Annotated in this window: 17 protein-coding genes; 14 read left to right on the top strand and 3 right to left on the bottom strand. The window is 64.4% G+C overall.

Going from position 1 to position 19,003, the window contains the following annotated elements:
• Positions 1 to 28: 28 nt before the first annotated feature.
• Positions 29 to 949 (bottom strand): ComF family protein, encoded by a 921-nt coding sequence (locus HD883_RS15635; protein WP_257022228.1) that lies wholly within the window; start codon positions 947 to 949, stop codon positions 29 to 31.
• Between the two features lie 112 nt (positions 950 to 1,061).
• On the opposite strand from HD883_RS15635, the gene HD883_RS15630 reads away from it, so the two are divergent.
• The 7 genes from HD883_RS15630 (at position 1,062) to HD883_RS15605 (ending at position 6,972) form a co-directional block, all read left to right on the top strand.
• The gene (locus HD883_RS15630; RefSeq protein ID WP_179583810.1) at positions 1,062 to 2,006 is read left to right on the top strand and encodes a methyltransferase domain-containing protein; all 945 of its coding nucleotides are present in this window, start codon (positions 1,062 to 1,064) and stop codon (positions 2,004 to 2,006) included.
• A 190-nt stretch (positions 2,007 to 2,196) separates the two neighbouring features.
• Positions 2,197 to 3,357, top strand: coding sequence for a cytochrome c oxidase subunit II (gene coxB / locus HD883_RS15625; RefSeq protein WP_179583811.1), 1,161 nt, complete (start codon positions 2,197 to 2,199; stop codon positions 3,355 to 3,357).
• A 112-nt stretch (positions 3,358 to 3,469) separates the two neighbouring features.
• Complete coding sequence (gene ctaD / locus HD883_RS15620; protein ID WP_179583812.1) at positions 3,470 to 5,077, top strand: cytochrome c oxidase subunit I; 1,608 nt, start codon at positions 3,470 to 3,472, stop codon at positions 5,075 to 5,077.
• Entirely contained in the window at positions 5,077 to 5,184 is a 108-nt protein-coding gene (locus HD883_RS27475) for a cytochrome oxidase small assembly protein (protein ID WP_218863127.1), read from the top strand. Before ctaD ends, HD883_RS27475 begins: the two co-directional genes overlap by 1 nt.
• A 9-nt stretch (positions 5,185 to 5,193) precedes the next feature.
• Positions 5,194 to 5,796, top strand: coding sequence for a cytochrome c oxidase assembly protein (locus HD883_RS15615; RefSeq protein WP_179583813.1), 603 nt, complete (start codon positions 5,194 to 5,196; stop codon positions 5,794 to 5,796).
• 11 nt (positions 5,797 to 5,807) lie between these two features.
• A complete protein-coding gene (locus HD883_RS15610) occupies positions 5,808 to 6,014 on the top strand; it encodes a DUF2970 domain-containing protein (RefSeq protein ID WP_373563378.1) in 207 nt (68 codons plus the stop codon).
• An 82-nt stretch (positions 6,015 to 6,096) separates the two neighbouring features.
• Positions 6,097 to 6,972, top strand: a complete 876-nt coding sequence (locus tag HD883_RS15605; RefSeq protein WP_179583817.1) for a cytochrome c oxidase subunit 3 — start codon at positions 6,097 to 6,099, stop codon at positions 6,970 to 6,972.
• Between the two features lie 112 nt (positions 6,973 to 7,084).
• Here HD883_RS15605 and HD883_RS15600 read toward each other — a convergent pair whose 3' ends face one another.
• Positions 7,085 to 7,285 (bottom strand): twin transmembrane helix small protein, encoded by a 201-nt coding sequence (locus HD883_RS15600; RefSeq protein ID WP_179583819.1) that lies wholly within the window; start codon positions 7,283 to 7,285, stop codon positions 7,085 to 7,087.
• Positions 7,286 to 7,360: 75 nt separating this feature from the next.
• Here HD883_RS15600 and HD883_RS15595 point away from each other — a divergent pair, with 75 nt between their 5' ends.
• From HD883_RS15595 to HD883_RS15575, 5 genes are read left to right on the top strand one after another with little or no spacing between them, the layout of a single operon-like run.
• The gene (locus HD883_RS15595; RefSeq protein WP_179583821.1) at positions 7,361 to 8,194 is read left to right on the top strand and encodes an SURF1 family protein; all 834 of its coding nucleotides are present in this window, start codon (positions 7,361 to 7,363) and stop codon (positions 8,192 to 8,194) included.
• Positions 8,163 to 8,816: an SCO family protein gene (locus tag HD883_RS15590; RefSeq protein WP_179583823.1), complete on the top strand. Its 654-nt coding sequence runs from the start codon at positions 8,163 to 8,165 to the stop codon at positions 8,814 to 8,816. The genes HD883_RS15595 and HD883_RS15590 overlap by 32 nt, the downstream gene beginning before the upstream one ends.
• Before the next feature lie 18 nt (positions 8,817 to 8,834).
• Entirely contained in the window at positions 8,835 to 9,923 is a 1,089-nt protein-coding gene (locus HD883_RS15585; protein WP_179583825.1) for a COX15/CtaA family protein, read from the top strand.
• Between the two features lie 14 nt (positions 9,924 to 9,937).
• Entirely contained in the window at positions 9,938 to 10,831 is an 894-nt protein-coding gene (gene cyoE / locus HD883_RS15580) for a heme o synthase (RefSeq protein ID WP_179583827.1), read from the top strand.
• A gap of 54 nt (positions 10,832 to 10,885) precedes the next feature.
• Positions 10,886 to 11,506, top strand: a complete 621-nt coding sequence (locus tag HD883_RS15575; protein WP_179583829.1) for an SCO family protein — start codon at positions 10,886 to 10,888, stop codon at positions 11,504 to 11,506.
• A gap of 410 nt (positions 11,507 to 11,916) precedes the next feature.
• Here the strand turns inward: HD883_RS15575 and rpoH are convergent, their stop codons facing one another.
• On the bottom strand, positions 11,917 to 12,828 hold the full coding sequence (gene rpoH, locus HD883_RS15570) for an RNA polymerase sigma factor RpoH (RefSeq protein ID WP_179583831.1): 912 nt from the start codon (positions 12,826 to 12,828) through the stop codon (positions 11,917 to 11,919).
• Between the two features lie 412 nt (positions 12,829 to 13,240).
• On the opposite strand from rpoH, the gene HD883_RS15565 reads away from it, so the two are divergent.
• Positions 13,241 to 13,918 carry a hypothetical protein gene (locus HD883_RS15565; protein ID WP_179583833.1) on the top strand — a complete coding sequence of 226 codons (678 nt, stop codon included), beginning with the start codon at positions 13,241 to 13,243 and terminating at the stop codon, positions 13,916 to 13,918.
• Between the two features lie 311 nt (positions 13,919 to 14,229).
• Positions 14,230 to 19,002 (top strand): glutamate synthase-related protein, encoded by a 4,773-nt coding sequence (locus HD883_RS15560; RefSeq protein WP_373563434.1) that lies wholly within the window; start codon positions 14,230 to 14,232, stop codon positions 19,000 to 19,002.
• Position 19,003 lies beyond the last annotated feature (1 nt).

The following is a 19,003-nucleotide window of genomic DNA, read 5'->3' as shown; positions in this document are numbered from 1 at the left end:
CATCGGGTTTTGAAATGGTTCGAAATCGTTATTCACGTTGTCTGCGAAAATTCGTCCCTGCCTTGCGAACATCCGGCCGCGCGATCGTTCCCGCATCGGGCGGATGGGGCGTACGCGCCGCGACCAGCGCCGTCACGCTGGCGGCGCCGGCCGCCTTCAGCGCCAACGCGATTTCGTGCAGGGTGCTGCCGGTGGTCATGACGTCGTCGACGATCCCGATATGCCTGCCCCGCACGCCGGGTGCGCAAGCATACAGGCCCTGCGCGGCCTCCCGGCGTTCCAGCCGGCCCAGGGTGTGCTGCTGCGCCTGCTGCCGGGTGCGCGCCACCCAATCGTGCCGCACCGGCAAGCCCAGGTCGCGGCCCAGCGCGCGGGCAATTTCCGCCGCCGGGTTGAAGCCTCGCGCCCGCAATGCGTCGCGGCTGGCGGGCACCGGCAGCAGCACGGTCCCGGCCGGCAGCGCCCGCCCGTCGTGGCGGATGGCTTCGGCCAGCAGGTTGCCGAGCAGGTCGCCCTGCGCGTAGTGGCGTTGCGCCTTCATGCGCAGGATCAGCGCGTCGGCCGGCGGAACGTAATCCAGCGCGGTCACCGTTCGGTCGAACGCCGTATCCCGCTCCGCGCAATCGGGGCAGGGACTGTCATGCTCGGGCAGGGGCAGCGCGCACCGCAGGCAGCGCCAGGTCATGCCCGTGCCGGGCGCGCTGCGCAGCAGGCCCGTGACCTCGGCATCACATGCGCGGCACAGCGCGCCACCCCGCGCCGGCGCGCTGCACAGGGGGCAGTCGGTCGGCAGCCGGGCGCGCGCCATCGCGACGGCATCGGCGGCACGGGCGCGCCACCGGCCCGCCGCCCAAAAGCGGGGCGGCGTCCAGCGCGGCAGGGGAAACCGGAGCGGCGGTATGGGCATGAAGCGTGCGAGCGTGCAGGCGTGGCAAGGTACGGTGGACATGGGCCGTGGCAAGCCATGGCATGATGAGAGGGCGGCGCAGTCCACCCGATGCTCTGCCGTAGTGTAAAGACTCCCTTGATACGTGTGCCCACCCGCAATGACAGAAACATCCATGCCCGCCGCCGCCCCCGCCGCACGGCTTCCCGCCTTGCCCCTGGTCGGCCGGCATGTCGTGCGCCAGTTCGATCGCCGCGGCGACCTCGAAGAAGCGCAATTCCTGTATGGGGAAATCGCGCGGCGCATGCTTGAGCGCCTGGACTACATCCGTGTCGATCCGGCAGCGCTGCTCGACGCCGGTTGCGGCGCGGGGGCTGCGCTGCCCGTGTTGCGTGAACGCTACCCTGCTGCTCACTACACCGGCGTCGACCTGAGCCCATCCCTGCTCGACCACGCGCGCCGGAAATTCCAGCCATCGGCGGTGGCCCGCATGCGGCAAAGCGTCATGGGCCTGGTGGGACGCGCCGGCTCGACTGCCCCGGACTTCCTGGAAGCCGATCTGGCCGCCACCGGCCTGCCGCCCGAACAATTCGATATGGTGTGGTCCAACCTGGCCCTGCACTGGCATGCCGAACCGCATCACGTGCTTGAAGAATGGCGCCGGGTCCTGAAAGTAGGCGGACTCGTCATGTTCAGCTGCCTGGGCCCCAATACCTTCAAACAATTGCGGGACGCCGTGGGGCAGGCCGGGCTGGACACCGCCACGCCGCCGTTCGTCGACATGCATGATTTTGGCGACCTGCTGATCGAAAGCGGCTTTGCCGATCCGGTCATGGACCAGGAAATCCTGACGCTGACCTACAACGACCCGGCGTCGCTGCTGCTGGACGTGCGCCGCCTGGGTGGCAATCCGGCGGCCGGACGGCGGCGCGGGCTGGCCGGACGGGCCTGGCGCGATCGCCTGGCCGCCGCGCTGGACGCCCAACGCGCCCCCGACGGCCGTATCCACCTGACGCTGGAAGTGGCGTATGGTCATGCGTGGCGGGCGGGGTCTCACAAATTGGCTACAGGGGAAACCCGACTATCCGTGGCGTCGATCGGACGTTCGGCGAAACGATGAGCAAGAGGAAGCGTGCAGCGCATTTGCTGCGCCTTCCCACGTACCCGTATAATCCGGCGGTTCTAAGCATTAACCTGCTAAGACACCGCAAATAACAATTAATTTAGTGGTTGGCCGGGGGAGCGCTGCGAGGAGATACGCAGCCGGGGCTCGACTGCCTGAAAGTAAACGATGTTCTTCGAGGTCGGACATGAAGAAGTGGTTGAGTGGGTGGGTAGGAGCCTTGTTCGCAAATATGCTGGCCAGCAGCGCAGCGCTGGCGGTCAACGACAGCGTAGGCGGCCCGAAGGTCAATCAACTCAACCTGCATGAGCCGGTCACGAGCATCGCCTCGCAGATCCAGTGGCTGCACTGGATGATGCTGGCGATCTGTCTGGTGATCTTCATCGCGGTGTTCGCCGTGATGTTCTATTCGATCTGGGCGCACCGGAAATCGCGCGGCGCCAAGCCGGCGACCTTCCATGAAAGCATCGGGGTCGAGATCGCCTGGACGATCATTCCCTTCGTCATCGTGATCGGCATGGCGCTTCCGGCGACCAAGACCGTCGTCGCCATGAAGGACACCACCAACGCCGACCTGACCGTCAAGGCCACCGGCTACCAGTGGAAATGGGGCTACGACTACCTGACCGGCGAAGGCGAGGGCATCGGTTTCCTGTCCAACCTGGCCACGCCGGCCGACCAGCGCGACGGTACCGCGCCCAAGGGTGACAACTACCTGATGGAAGTCGACAACCCGCTGGTGGTGCCGGTCGACAAGAAAATCCGTGTGGTTACCACGGCCAACGACGTGATCCACGCCTGGATGGTGCCGTCGTTCGGCGTCAAGCAGGACGCGATCCCCGGTTTCGTGCGCGACACGTGGTTCCGCGCCGAAAAGATCGGCGAATTCCGCGGCCAGTGCGCCGAACTCTGTGGCAAGGACCACGCCTTCATGCCCATCGTGGTGAAGGTGGTGTCCGCCGAAGATTACACAAAGTGGGTCGATGAAAAGAAGAAGGCGATGGCTGCCCTCGCCGACGATCCCAACAAGGTCTGGACTGCCGACGAGCTCAAGACGCGCGGCCAGACGGTCTTTGCCTCGAATTGCGTGGCCTGTCACCAGGCGACCGGGAAGGGCGTGCCTGGCACGTTCCCGGCGCTGGATGGTGATGCCGCCGTTCTGGGACCCAAGGCCCGGCAGATCGAGACACTGCTGAAAGGACGTCCAGGGACGGCGATGGCATCGTTTGCCCACCTGTCCGACACTGAACTTGCTGCCGTCATCACCTATACCCGCAATGCCTGGAGCAACGCCGGTAAGGGGACCGATCCGGTCGTGCAACCCGCCGATTTGAAAGCCGCCCGCTGATCGCTCCGGCCGGCCGCCGAAGGCCTCATAGCCAGGGATTTCAGGTTTCGTATTCGAATGGATGTCCATCGTCACGCACGATGACAGCAGTACAGAGCAGCAAGGAGCCATCATGAGCAGCACCGCGATCGACCACGCCCACGGGCATGATCATGCGCACGACGACCACGCCCACGCACGTCCGACCGGGTGGCGTCGCTGGTTGTTCGCAACCAACCACAAAGACATCGGGACGATGTACCTGATCTTCTCGTTCACGATGCTGCTGATGGGGGGCGCGCTTGCCCTGCTGCTGCGCACCGAACTGTTCGAGCCCGGCATCCAGTTCTTCCAGCCCGAACTGTTCAACCAGTTCACCACTATGCACGGCATCATCATGGTGTTCGGCGCGATCATGCCCGCCTTCGTGGGCTTCGCGAACTGGATGATCCCGCTGCAGATCGGCGCATCCGACATGGCGTTTGCCCGGATGAACAACTTCAGCTTCTGGCTGCTGCCCGTGGTGGGCATCCTGCTGAGCGCGTCGTTCTTCGTGCCGGGTGGCGCCACCGCCGCCGGCTGGACGCTGTACGCGCCGCTGTCGGTGCAGATGGGCCCCGGCATGGACATGGCGATCTTTGCCCTGCACATCGCGGGCGCTTCGTCGATCATGGGCGCCATCAACATTGTCGTCACCATCCTGAACATGCGCGCGCCTGGCATGACCCTGATGAAGATGCCGCTGTTTTGCTGGACCTGGCTGATCACGGCTTACCTGCTGATCGCCGTCATGCCCGTGCTGGCCGGCGCCATCACCATGGTCCTGACCGACCGTCATTTCGGCACGTCGTTCTTCAACGCGGCCGGCGGCGGCGACCCGGTCATGTACCAGCACATCTTCTGGTTCTTCGGGCACCCCGAGGTGTACATCATGATCTTGCCGGCGTTCGGCATCGTCTCGGCCATCGTGCCGGTGTTCGCCCGCAAGCGCCTGTTCGGCTACGCCTCGATGGTTTACGCGACCTCGTCGATCGCCATCCTGTCCTTCATCGTGTGGGCGCACCACATGTTCACGACCGGCATGCCGGTCACCGGCCAGCTCTTCTTCATGTACGCGACGATGCTGATCGCGGTGCCGACCGGCGTGAAGATCTTCAACTGGCTGGCCACGATGTGGCGCGGTTCCATGACGTTCGAAACCCCGATGCTGTTCGCGGTGGGCTTCATCTTCGTGTTCTCGATGGGCGGTTTCACCGGCCTGATCTTGGCCGTGGCCCCGATCGACATCCAGGTGCAGGACACCTATTACGTGGTGGCGCACTTCCACTACGTGCTGGTGGCGGGTTCGCTGTTCTCGCTGTTCGGCGGCACCTACTACTGGCTGCCGAAGTGGACCGGCGTCATGTATGACGAAAAGCTGGGCAAGCTGCACTTCTGGTCGTCGCTGATCTCGTTCAACGTCACCTTCTTCCCGATGCACTTCCTGGGTCTGGCCGGCATGCCGCGTCGATATGCCGACTACGCCGCGCAGTTCACCGATTTCCACCAGATCGCCACCATCGGCGCCTTCTGGTTCGGCCTGTCGCAGCTGCTCTTCCTGTACATCGTGCTGAAGGCGTTTGCCGGCAAGGGCGAACCGGCGCCCGCGAACCCCTGGGGCGCCGAAGACGGCGGCCTGGAGTGGTCGGTGCCGTCGCCCGCGCCGTTCCACACGTTCGAGACGCCTCCGTTGGTCAAGTAATGACGCCGGAACAACGCCGCAACAACCGGCGACTGGGCATCATCCTTGCCGCAGTCGCCATTGGATTCTTCCTGATGGTCATCCTCAGGAAGGTCTATTACGGCTAGAGGCATGCCATGACGACACCGCAAGACAAGACGCCAGGCCCCGCAAGCGACAACCGTCGCATGCTGGGCAAGCTTGCGGTCATCATCCTGCTCATGTTTGGCTTTGGCTACGCGCTGGTGCCCATGTACAAGGCGATCTGCGAAGTCACGGGCATCAATTTCCTGACCAAGATCGACGATGACGCGGTCGAGTTCGCCAAGAACACCCAGGTGGACGCGTCGCGCACCATCAAGATCGTGTTCGACGCCAACATCCACGGCCCGTGGCGCTTCCGGCCGGTGCAAACGTCGATGGAAGTGAATCCGGGCGAACTGGCCACGATCACCTACGAGATCGCCAACCAGCAGGACCGCGAAATGGTCGGGCAGGCGATACCGAGCTACGCGCCCATGGCGGCAGGACAGTATTTCAAGAAGATCGAGTGCTTCTGCTTCACGCAGCAGGACTTGAAGGCGCGCGAAACGCGTCAGTTCCCGGTGGTCTTCGTGGTTGACCCGAAGCTGCCGAAAGAAGTGACCACCATCACCCTGTCGTACACGTTCTTTGAAGTGGCCGGTCGCACGGCCGCCCAGAAAGACGACACGGCAGGCGCGGGGGCGGGGGGCGTATGACCGAGCCGCGCGTGGAATCCCGCGCAACGGCGCGCAAGCTCAATTTCTTCCAGACGGTCCAGGCCGTGCTGTGGTCCTTCATCGGACTGCGCCGCGGCAAGGACTACCAGCAGGACATGGCCAACCTGAACCCCGTTCACCTGGTGATCGCGGGGGTCCTGATGGCGGCGTTGCTGGTGCTGGTGCTGGTTGGAATCGTGCAGGCGGTGGTAGGGTAGAGGCAGCACGGCGGCCGCGCAGCGACCGCCCCGACTTTCATAAAAAGAACGTATTACATAGACATCGCGAAGGAGAGTTGTGATGAGTGCAGGTCACTCGGTTGAAAGCACGGAGGCGCCGTACTACTTTGTCCCGGCCCCGTCCGTTCATCCGGCCACGGGAAGCCTGGCGCTGCTGTTCTTCGGCGGCGGCATGGTCATGTGGGTCAACGACATCGCGATGGGCCCCTGGGTGGTCCTGGCCGGGGTGCTCGGTTTCCTGTTCGTGCTCTACCAGTGGTTCGGCGACGCGATCGCCGAGTCCGAAGGCGGGATGTACAGCCGGCGCGTGGACGTCTCCTACCGCTGGAGCATGAGCTGGTTCATCTTTTCCGAAGTCATGTTCTTTGCGGCGTTCTTTGGCGCGCTGTTCTACACCCGCGTGTTCACCACGCCGTGGCTGGGCAACTTCGACCACCGCCAGGTGCTGTGGCCCGCGTTCTCGGCGGTCTGGCCCAACCAGGGTCCGGCAGGCGTGGTCGAGGCGTTCGCCACGGTCGGCCCGTTCTGGCTGCCCACGATCAACACGGCGCTACTGCTGACGTCGGGCATCACGCTGACGATCTCCCACCATGCCCTGCGCGAAAACCTTCGCAGCAAGTGCATCACGTGGCTGGCCATTACCGTGCTGCTGGGCCTGACGTTCGTCTGTGTCCAGGCCTACGAGTACTACCACCTGTACACCGAACTGAATCTGCGCCTGACCTCGGGTGCCTACGGTTCGACGTTCTACCTGCTGACAGGCTTCCACGGCTTCCACGTGTGCCTGGGCGCGTTAATGCTGGCCGTGGTGCTGCGGCGGCTGATCAAAGGCCATTTCACGGCGGATCAGCACTTCGGCTTCGAAGGCGCCGCGTGGTATTGGCACTTCGTTGACGTGGTGTGGCTGGGCCTGTACCTGTTCGTGTACTGGTTCTAAGCCCTTACTGGTTCCAAGCCCTTCGGTCATGACTCGGCAAGGCGGATGGCAGCGGCACGTACCGCCGCCATCCGCCTTGTCTTTTCAGGGCGCGGCCCGCATGTCAAACGGCCTAGCGCAGCCCGGTGCTCTGGATCCACCCCATCCAGTGCGCGAACAGCACGAACAGAAACAGCATGACCGACAGGCCGATCCGGGCGGTCAGTGCATTGACGGTCCGGTTGGTCTTGCCCTTGTCCCGCATCAGGAAAAACAGGGCGGACGCCAGGCTGTACAGAATGCCGATAAAGGCAATGGCAACAATGATGCGCATCAAACTCCTCCCGCAAGCGTCGATTATCGCAGTGCCCCGGGCCTGATGGGGACCCCGCCGGTGCAACAAAAGGCTATGCCCCCGTCTGGCCCTGCCAGCAAGGCGCGGCCCAGCCGCGGCCGCGTCGTGGTCGCGCTCGTGCTGCTGGCCATCACGGTGCTGGTATGTGTGTCGCTCGGGCGGTGGCAGGTCGCGCGCGGCAAGGAAAAGGCCGCGCTGCTTGCACAGGTGGAAGCGGGCAAACGCCAGGCGCCCTTGCAGGTGGTGGCGTCCACGCCGCCTGCGGACCTGACCGCCTGGCGGCCGGCTTCGGCTCAAGGCCAGTGGCTGCCCGATCTGACCGTGCTGCTGGACAACCGGACCGCCGGCGGCCGGCCGGGATTCTGGGTGGTGACGCCGCTACGCTTGGACAATTCGTCCGAGGCGCCAACAACGGCCGGCGGCTACACTGGTGCCGGCCCGGTCGTCCTGGTGCTGCGAGGGTGGCTGCCCCGGCAATTTCCCGATCAGCCGCTCAGCGCGGTGCCCGCGCCCGCAGGCCAGGTCAAGGTGTCCGGCACGGTGCTCTCCCATATTCCCCGCTTGCTCGAACTGTCGAGCCTGGGCGCCGGCAAGGCGGCCGTGCTGCCCGACCGGCTGCCTGCCGATCGGCAACCGGCCGACGGGCCGCTGCCCCGGGTACAGAACCTGGATGTGGCCGCCTTTGCGCGCGCCAGCGGCCTGACCGTGCTGCCCGCGGTACTGCAGTCGTCGCAGCCCGACGGCAACCTGGTGCAGGATTGGCCCGCGCCACCGGCCAATACCGACATGCATCGCGGCTATGCGCTGCAGTGGTTTTCTTTCGCGGCCATTGCCGCCATTGCTTTTGGAGTGCTTCTTGTCCGACACCTCCGTTTCTCGCGCCGCTGACCCGCGCGGCCGCAACGCGCCGCCGCCGAAGCGCTCGACCTTTACCCTGTTCATGGTGTTGCTGGTGTGCGCCGCGCCGGTACTGTTCGCGGCCGCCGCCTATTTCCTGAACTGGCGGCCCGCGGGCTCGACCAACTATGGCCAGCTGATCACGCCGCAGCGTCCGGTCCCCGACGCCGCCGTCATGCCGCTGACCAATTTGGACGGCACGCCCTTCGACTTGCGCAGCCTGTACGGCAAGTGGGTGCTGATCAGCAGCAATTCCGGCGCGTGCGACGAAGCCTGCGCCAAGAACCTGTTCATCATCCGCCAGACCCACGCCAGCACCGGCAAGGAAATCGGCCGGATCGAACGGGTCTGGCTGATCAACGACAAGGAACCCGTGCCGACGATCGTGATCCGCGCCTACGAAGGCATGCGCTTCGTGCGTGGCGATGCGCGCCAGATTGCCGACTTCCTGGCCTTGCCCGACGGCGTGGCCAACACCCCCGAGGCGCTGCGCAAGCACATCTGGCTGGTGGATCCCCGCGGCAACCTGATGATGCGTTTCCCCGAAAATCCGGATCCGGCCGAACTGCGCAACGACATCGGCGAACTGCTGAAAGCCTCGCGCATCGGGTAACAGGTACAGACACGCATGATGTCCGCTCATTCCCCAACCACAGGAACACCCGATCCCGCGCCGTCGCGGTTTGCCCGCATCCGTGCGCGGTACGCCAAGCTCGTCGCGGTCACGATGTTCCTGACTTTCGACCTGATCATGTTCGGGGCCTTTGTGCGGCTGTCCGACTCCGGTCTGGGTTGTCCGGACTGGCCTGGCTGCTACGGAAACGTGACGCCGATCGGCGCGCGGGCGGATATCCATGCGGCGGTGCAGGCGATGCCGGACGGCCCGGTCACCGTGCCCAAGGCCTGGATCGAAATGATCCATCGCTATGTCGGCACGCTGCTGGGCATCCTGATCATTGCGATCGTGTTCATGGCCTGGCGTCATCGCAAGACGCTGGCGCAGTCGCCCTGGTTGGCGACCATTATCCTGCCGGCGGTGTGCCTGCAAGGGGCGTTTGGCGCGTGGACGGTGACGCATCAGCTGATGCCGGTGGTGGTAACGGCGCACCTGCTGGGCGGCATGATCCTGCTGTCCCTGCTGACCTGGCTGTCCGCCAACCAGCAGGCGCACATTCCGATTCCGGCTGACGCCCGACGATGGCGAACCGCAGCGATCATTGGCCTGGTCCTGCTGTTCACCCAGTTGGCGCTGGGCGGGTGGGTGAGCACTAACTACGCGGCCCTGGCCTGCCTGGAATTTCCAACCTGCCACGGCGAGTGGGTTCCGCCCATGGACTTCAAGAGCGGCTATTCCATCATCCGTGCGCTGGGCGAACTGCCAAGCGGCGAGATCATTTCGCAAGACGCCCTGACGGCCATCCACTGGACGCACCGGAACTTCGCCTTTGTCGTCCTGATCTATCTGGGGTGGCTGGCCTTCAAGCTGAAGCGCATTCCCGGCACGCGCGGTCCGGCCCGCCTGCTGAACATCATGCTGCTCGTCCAGCTGCTGACCGGCCTGACCAGCATTTTCCTGCAATGGCCTATAGTGATTGCCGTGCTGCATAACGGCGGCGCGGCGGTTCTGACCATCCTCTGCATCACCCTGATCGTGCGCCTGTCCCACGCCGGACGGGCCGACCCGCCGCCGGTGGGCGCTGTCGCCAGCACGAACGCTTGAGTTAACCTTCAGCCATGGAAAGCCTTACCGCGTCGCGCGCCAACCTGCGCATCCGTCAATACCTGGTCCTGACCAAGCCCCGGGTCACCCAGCTGGCCGTGTTCTGCGCGGTCATCGGGATGTTCCTGGCGTCGCCCACGTTGCCGCCCTGGCAGACCGTGTTGTCGGCCACGATCGGGATCTGGCTGCTGGCGGCGGCGGCCTTTGCGGTCAATTGCCTGATCGAAGAGCAGGTCGACGCCAAGATGACACGCACCGCCCATCGGGCGTCGGCCCGCGGGGAAATCAGCGCGCCGCACATTCTGCTGGTGTCCGGCATCGTTGGCGGCGCGGGCATGTTCGTGCTCTACCGATGGGTCAATCCGCTCACGATGTGGCTGACCTTCGCCACCTTTGTCGGCTACGCAATCATCTACACGATCATCCTGAAGCCGCGCACGCCGCAGAACATCGTGATTGGCGGCCTGTCGGGCGCCATGCCGCCCGCCCTGGGCTGGGCCGCCGTGGCCAACAGTGTCCCGGCCGAAGCCTGGCTGCTGGTGCTGATCATCTTTGTGTGGACCCCGCCGCACTTCTGGGCGCTGGCGCTCTATCGCACCCGCGACTACGAAAACTCGGGCCTGCCGATGCTGCCGATCACGCACGGCGAAGCGTTGACCCGGCTCCATATCCTGCTGTATTCCATCGCCCTGCTGGCGACCACGCTGCTGCCCTATGTGATCCGCATGAGCGGCTGGGTCTACCTGGTGAGCGCGCTGGTGCTGGGTGCGATCTTCGTGGGCTATGCCTGGAAGCTGTACCGTCAGTACAGCGACGCCCTGGCGCGCAGCATGTTCAAGTTCTCGATCCTGTATCTGTCGCTGCTGTTCGCCGCCTTGCTGGCTGATCACTGGCTGCTGAACGTCTGACCTGCCGGTTTTTCCGACTGTTCGTTTTCCTTGCGGCGCCTTGGCGTCCTGCTCATGACATCCTCTCTTTTCCCGCGCCGGCGTCTGGTCCTGCGTGCTGGCGCCGCACTGACGCTGGCCGGTCTGATGGCCGGCGCCCTGGCTGGCTGCCAACGCAAGGAACTGGCGTTCAACAGCACGGACGTCACGGGCAGCGATATCGGCGGAGACCTGAACCTGACGGACCACAACGGGGCCAGGCGCGGCATGGCCGACTTTCGCGGCAAGGCCGTGGTGGTCTTTTTTGGATTCATTCAGTGCCCCGATGTCTGCCCGACCACGCTGGCGAATTTTGCCGAGGTCATGAAACGGCTGGGGCCGGACGCCGACAAAGTGCAGGTCGTCTTCGTGACGGTCGACCCGGAACGCGACACCGCCGCCGTCATTAAGGACTACGTGACGCAGTTCGATCCGCGGTTCCTGGGGCTGTCAGGGTCGGCGGAAGACACCGCCCGGGTCGCCAAGTCGTTCAAGGTCTTCTACGCCAAGGTTCCCGGCAAGGAACCGGGTTCCTACAGCATGGACCACTCGGCGGGCATCTACATTTTCGACCCCAAGGGCAATCTGCGCTTGTACGGCCGGCATACGGCCACGCCCGATGCGCTGGCGTCCGACATTCGTCAGTTGCTCGACTGACACTCCAGCGGGCAACGATTCCGGCGGGCATAAAAAAACGGGGCACCTTGCGGTGCCCCGTTAACATATCCGCCTCGAGTGGGGGGGAGGGAGGAGAAATACAGAGGCGGACGTACGCTGGTACCGACAAGACTGTCCGGAAGAACGGCGTGAAGGCGGGGGGGCCTCACGACGTCCGACACAAGGCATTGCGCCTGTTTGTGCCCCAACTGATAGTTAGGCGCCTGCGAAAGCCAGAAGTTTCCCGGTTGTCGCTTTTTTCTTCATTAAATGAGCCTCAGCAGGTAACAGAGTGTGTCGAGGTCGTCCTGCCGTCTAAACCGGTGTATGGGCGCAAAAGAAAAAAGCGGCCGTGGCCGCTTTTTTTCTTGCCGTGCCGGCGGTGAAGCCAGTCAGGCGATGGTGTCCGCTCAGGCGTATTCGGCCAACGCGCCACGCATCTTGACCATGGCGCGCGCTTCGATCTGGCGAATGCGTTCTGCCGACACGCCGAACTCGGAAGCGAGTTCCTGCAAGGTCAGACCGCCTTCATCCTTCAACCAGCGCGCTTCAATGATGCGGCGCGACCGGTCGTCCAGCGCGTCGAGCGCCGAGTGCAAGCCAACGCCATGCAGCTCGTCGCGGCGGCGTCCTTCCAGCACCTGGGTCGGCTCATGCTGCCCTTCGTCCGACAGGTAGGCGATCGGCGCAAAATCCGTTTCGCCGTCGTCCGTCCCGCGGCCTTCAAGCGCCATATCCTGGCCCGACAGCCGCACTTCCATGTCGGTCACGTCTTGCGGACGCACGTTCAGCGCGGTCGCGATCTCGGTGACCTGATCCGGGGTGAGCGAACGCGAGTCCTTCTTCATGCTGCGAAGATTGAAGAACAGCTTGCGCTGCGCCTTCGTGGTCGCGACCTTCACGAGCTTCCAGTTCTTGAGGATGTACTCGTGGATTTCGGCCTTGACCCAGTGAATCGCGAACGACACCAGGCGCACGCCACGTTCCGGATCGAAACGCTTCACGGCTTTCATCAGGCCCACGTTGCCTTCCTGGATCAGGTCGGCATGCGGCAACCCATAGCCCAGGTACTGGCGAGCGATCGCCACCACCAGACGCAGGTGCGACAGGACCAGCTCGCGGGCGGCGCCCAGGTCTTCGGTTTCCTGATAGCGACGGGCCAGCGACGTTTCCTGGTCGGCAGTCAGCACCGGCAGGCGGTTCACCGCGCCGATATATGCCTCTATCGTACCGAGCGCACCTGGATTGGCAATTGCCATGGCCAGCGCTCCGGGGCCGAAACCGGCAGGGACGACGGGGGACTGCTTCAACGATTTGTTCATGGATTCATACCTCCCAATGCATCAAGGTTAGCACTCCAGCAAACCGAGTGCTAATGCGTCTTTTTGATAGCTGCGATAGCCGGAATGTATGGTGCAAGGGCAGGCCTTGCCGCCCTGTGCTGCGCTGCGGTCCCGCCCGGCAGACACCTCATTCCTGCTTGCGCCTTTGCTTGGCATTTGCCTTGATGGCGCGCGGATAACCAACGTACCCGACCTATAAGAATAGACAGCTTTTCTTGCCGGATGTTCTGTAAAAATTCGCAAAAATGCGGCGACACGGTAAGGCCGAGCCATCTGTCCCTTTTTATTGTAACCTGAGCGGATGGCACGTCTTCCCAGACTCTACGCAGCTGGCCTTCCGCACCTTGCGCAGGCCCGGTTTACCTCGCCCCTGGCCCCTTCGGAAGGGTCGGTGGCGGCGCTTTTCGATCGTGTCGCGGCATGGCTGGCCGACGAAGCCCGCATGCATGGCGTCGCGCTGCATGGGTGGACATTGGCGCCCGACCAGTTACTGCTGCTTGCAACGCCCGCCGGCTCGAATGGTCTGGCCGGCCTGCTGCAGGCCATCGGCCGCCGGCTGGCGGCGCATTTGCGGTCCGGCCCGGTTTTCCAGGGCCGCTACCGGTCCACGCTAGTGGAACCCGGCGCCTGGGTCCTGCCGGCGCAAGCCTGGGTTGAAACCCTGCCGCTGCGACAAGCCCTGACAGATGACGCCGAGCAATGGAGATGGTCATCGGCCGCCGCGCACATGGGCGGCGCCAAGCAACCCTTTCTGCACGATCACGGCGACTACTGGGCCTACGGCAATACCCCGTTCGACCGCCAGGCCAAATACCGCCGCTACATATTGGCAGGATTGTCGTCGCGCGACGCGGACGCCATCGGACGGGCGTTGCAGGGCCAGTGGGCCCTGGGATCGGACAGCTTCCTGGAAATGCTGGGGGGCGGCGCGGCCAGCCGACGGCCCGCCGCCGCAAAACGTGGCCGGCCGCGCAAGACGGTCGCGCCGGCAATGGAAGCAGGGGTGGAGAACGCGGCGCAAAAGGACGAGTCTTCGGGACCGGAAACCGCAGTTCGCCAACCGCCCTGAAACGCGCATGGATGCTGGATGTACGGGGGATGAGAAAATGGTCCGTCCCCAATTAAATGTCTGAAGCGGTAAGGCTGAATAAATAAAAGGGACAGTCCCCTAATATTGTCCTTGCGCCGGCTGCTGCGCCGCAGTATCGTCAGGCTATCGGTGCCCGCCAGCCCTGCACGTCATGCATTGCCTGGCCGCGACCTGCCCATCCTGTCAGACCTGTCCACGACCCGTTCCTTTGCCGGGTCGCTTTACCGGAGCGTTTCATGCCCCATTCCCACCAGGATCCCTCCTCGGTGTCCCCGTCGTCGCAAGTCCAGATGGCCGTCATCGACGCCAGCCGCATCGGCTTCAACGGTCATACCCGGGCAGCCGCTGCCGCGCCGGCCATCCATACCGCGCCCGAAGCGCAGGGCATGTATGACCCGGCCAATGAACACGACGCCTGTGGTGTCGGCTTCGTTGCGCACATCAAGGGCAAGAAAAGCCACTCCATCATCCAGCAAGGCCTGAAGATCCTTGAAAACCTGGACCACCGGGGTGCCGTCGGCGCCGATCCGCTCATGGGCGACGGGGCCGGCATCCTGATCCAGATTCCCGACGCGTACTACCGCGAGGAACTGGCGCGCCAGGGCGTCAACCTGCCGCAGCCAGGCGAATACGGCGTGGCCATGGTCTTCCTGCCCAAGGAAATCGCATCCCGCCTGGCCTGTGAACAGGAACTCGAGCGCGCCGTGCGCGCCGAAGGCCAGGTCGTGCTGGGCTGGCGCGACGTGCCGATCGACACCGACATGCCGATGTCGCCTACCGTACGCGCCCACGAACCCGTCATTCGCCAACTGTTCATCGGCCGCGGCGGCGACGTCATGGTGCCGGACGCGCTGGAACGCAAGCTGTACGTGATCCGCAAGATGGCGTCGCACGCGATCCAGGCGATGCGCCTGAAGCACGGCAAGGAATACTTCGTGCCGTCGATCTCGACCCGTACCGTCGTATACAAGGGTCTGCTGCTGGCCGACCAGGTCGGCCGCTACTACCGCGACCTGGCCGACGAACGCGCCGTGTCGGCACTTGCGCTGGTGCACCAGCGGTTTTCCACCAACACCTTCCCGGCCTGGCCGCTGGCCCACCCGTACCGCCTGATCGCCCACAACGGCGAAATCAACACGGTCAAGGGCAACTTCAACTGGCTGCGCGCCCGTGAAGGCGTCATGCAGTCGCCGGTGCTGGGCGACGACCTGAAAAAGCTGTACCCCATCGTCTACGAAGGCCAGTCCGACACCGCCACGTTCGACAACTGCCTTGAACTGCTGGTCATGTCCGGCTACCCCATCGCCCACGCGATCATGATGATGATCCCGGAAGCCTGGGAACAGCACACCGAAATGGACGAGGCCCGCCGCGCCTTCTACGAATTCCATGCTGCCATGATGGAACCGTGGGACGGCCCCGCCGCCATTGCCTTTACGGACGGCCGCCAGATCGGCGCCACGCTGGACCGCAACGGCCTGCGTCCGGCCCGCTACATCGTGACCGACGACGACCTGGTCATCATGGCGTCGGAATCGGGCGTGCTGCCCGTGCCGCAAAGCAAGATCGTCAAGAAATGGCGCCTGCAGCCGGGCAAGATGTTCCTGATCGACCTGGAACAGGGCCGCATCATCGACGACAAGGAACTGAAAGACCAGCTGTCCAACAGCAAGCCCTATCGCCAATGGATCGAACGCCTGCGCATCAAGCTGGACACGCTGGCCGAACCCGCAGCCGAAGAAATCGCCGAAAGCCGCTCGTCGGTGCCGATGCTGGATCGCCAGCAGGCCTTTGGCTGGACGCAGGAAGACTACAAGTTCATTTTGCGCCCCATGGCCGAACTGGGTGAAGAAACCACCGGTTCGATGGGCAACGACTCGCCGCTGGCCGTGCTGTCGAACCGCAACAAGAGCCTGTACAACTACTTCCGTCAGCTGTTTGCGCAGGTCACCAACCCGCCGATCGACTCGATCCGCGAAAACCTGGTGATGTCGCTGGTGTCGTTCATCGGCCCCAAGCCCAACCTGCTGGACATCAACAACGTGAACCCGCCGCTGCGCCTGGAAGTCGCGCAGCCGGTGCTGGACTTCGCCGACATGGCGCAGATCCGCCACATCGAACGCGTCACCGGCGGCAAGTTCAAGAGCTTCGAACTCGACATGACCTACCCGGCAGCCTGGGGCAAGGAAGGCATCCAGGCCCGCGTGGCCGCGCTGTGCGCGCAGGCTGTCGATGCGGTCAAGAGCGGCTATAACATCCTGATCGTGTCGGACCGCCTGGTTGACGCCACCCGCGTGCCGATCCCGGCGCTGCTGGCCACGTCGGCCGTGCACCAGCACCTGATCCGCGCCGGCCTGCGCACCAGCACCGGCCTGGTGATCGAAACGGGTTCGGCGCGTGAGGTGCACCACTTTGCGCTGCTGGGTGGCTACGGCGCCGAAGCCGTGCACCCCTACCTCGCCATGGAAGCGCTGCTGGCCGAACACGCCAACAACCCCAAGGTGTCGGGCGAAAAGGCCATCTACAACTTCACCAAGGCGGTGGGCAAGGGTCTGCAGAAGGTCATGGCCAAGATGGGCATTTCGACCTACATGTCGTACACCGGCGCGCAGATCTTCGAAGCCATCGGCCTGAGCAGTTCGCTGGTCGAGCAGTACTTCCCGGGCACGTCCAGCAACATCCAGGGCGTGGGCATCTTTGAAGTCGCCGAAGAATCGATCCGCATCCACCGTGCGGCCTTCGGCAACGACCCGCTGCTGGAAAACGCGCTGGACGAGGGCGGCGAATACGCCTTCCGGGTCAAGGGCGAAGACCACATGTGGACGCCCGATGCGATCGCCAAGCTGCAGCACGCCAGCCGCGCGAACAACTACCGCACGTACAAGGAATACGCCCAGCTCATCAATGACCAGAGCAAGCGCCACATGACGCTGCGCGGCCTGTTCGAGTTCAAGTTCGATCCGGCCAAGGCCATTCCGCTTGAAGAAGTGGAATCCGCCAAGGACATCGTGACGCGTTTCGCGACGGGCGCCATGTCGCTCGGCTCGATCTCGACCGAAGCGCACTCCGTGCTGGCCGTGGCCATGAACCGGATCGGCGGCAAGTCGAACACCGGGGAAGGCGGCGAAGACGAAATCCGCTACCGCGCCGAAATGCAGAGCGGCCAGTCGGCGATCAAGGATGGCGACACCCTGGCATCCGTGCTGGGCGCCGACCGGATCGTGGCCGACGTGCCGCTGCTGGCGGGCGATTCCATGCGCTCCAAGATCAAGCAGGTCGCATCGGGCCGGTTCGGCGTGTCCGCCGAATACCTGGCCAGCGCCGACCAGATCCAGATCAAGATGGCGCAGGGCGCCAAGCCTGGCGAAGGCGGTCAGCTGCCTGGCCACAAGGTCACCGACTACATCGCGAAGCTGCGCTTCTCGGTCCCGGGCGTGGGCCTGATTTCGCCCCCGCCGCACCATGACATCTACTCGATCGAAGACCTGGCGCAGCTGATTCACGACCTGAAGAACGCCAATCCGCAGGCCTCGATCTCGGTCAAGCTGGTGTCCGAATTCGGCGTCGGCACCGTGGCCGCGGGCGTGGCCAAGGCCAAGTCCGACCACGTCGTGATCGCCGGCCACGATGGTGGCACGGGCGCATCCCCGATCTCGTCGATCAAGCATGCCGGCACGCCCTGGGAACTCGGCCTGGCCGAAACCCAGCAGACCCTGGTGCTGAACCGCCTGCGCAGCCGTATCCGCGTGCAGGCCGACGGCCAGATGAAGACCGGCCGCGACGTCGTGATCGGCGCGCTGCTGGGCGCCGACGAATTCGGCTTTGCCACGGCGCCGCTGGTGGTCGAAGGCTGCATCATGATGCGCAAGTGCCACCTGAACACCTGCCCGGTAGGCGTGGCCACCCAGGATCCGGTGCTGCGCGCCAAGTTCCAGGGCAAGCCTGAACACGTGGTGAACTTCTTCTTCTTCATCGCCGACGAAGTGCGCGAACTGATGGCGCAGCTGGGCGTGCGCAAGTTCGACGACCTGGTGGGCCGTGTGGACCTGCTCGACACCCGCGCCGGCATCGAACACTGGAAGGCCCGCGGCCTGGACTTCACCCGTGTCTTCTTCCAGCCCAACGTGCCGGCCGACGTGCCGCGCCGTCAGGTCGAAGAACAGGATCACGGCCTGGCCAAGGCGCTCGATCATCAACTGATCGAACGCAGCCGCCCGGCGCTGGATCGCGGCGAAAAGGTGTCGTTCATCGTGCCGGTGCGCAACGTGAACCGCACGATCGGCGCCATGCTGTCCGGCACGGTCGCCCGCAAGTACGGCTATGACGGCCTGCCTGACGACACCATCCACATCCAGTGCACCGGCACGGCCGGACAGAGCTTCGGCGCCTTCCTGGCGCACGGCATCACCCTGGACCTGGTGGGCGAAGCCAACGACTACGCCGGCAAGGGGCTGTCGGGTGGCCGCATCATCGTGCGTTCGCCCAACGATTTCCGCGGCTACGGCCCGGAACACATCATCGCTGGCAACACGGTCATGTACGGCGCGCTGTCGGGCGAAGCGTATTTCAACGGCGTGGCCGGCGAACGTTTCGCGGTCCGCAACTCGGGTGCGGCCACGGTGGTGGAAGGCGTGGGTGACCACGGGTGCGAATACATGACCGGCGGCACGGTCGTGGTGCTGGGCGACACCGGCCGCAACTTTGCGGCAGGCATGTCGGGCGGCGTGGCCTTTGTGTGGGATCCGGACGGCACCTTCCGTTCGCGCACCAACCTGGCCATGGTCGACCTCGAACCGGTCATGACCAGCGCGGCGCAGGAAAAGGAAAACGCCCAGCGCCTGCGTCACAGCATGGTGCGGGGCGGCGAGCAGGAAACCGACGAAGCGATCCTGCGCCGCCTGGTCGAAAATCACTTCCGCTACACGGGCAGCTTCCGCGCCCGCGACATGCTGGACAAGTGGGAAGTCTCGCGCAGCAAGTTCGTGAAGGTCATGCCGACCGAATACCGCCGTGCACTTGGCGAGATGTGGCAGGCACAGAACGGACAACAACTGGCGGCCTGAG

The sequence above is a fragment of the Pigmentiphaga litoralis genome (genome assembly GCF_013408655.1).
Classification (GTDB): domain Bacteria; phylum Pseudomonadota; class Gammaproteobacteria; order Burkholderiales; family Burkholderiaceae_B; genus Pigmentiphaga; species Pigmentiphaga litoralis_A.
The sequence above is the reverse complement of the archived record's forward strand: the minus strand, read 5'-3'. Positions and strand labels throughout refer to the sequence as shown.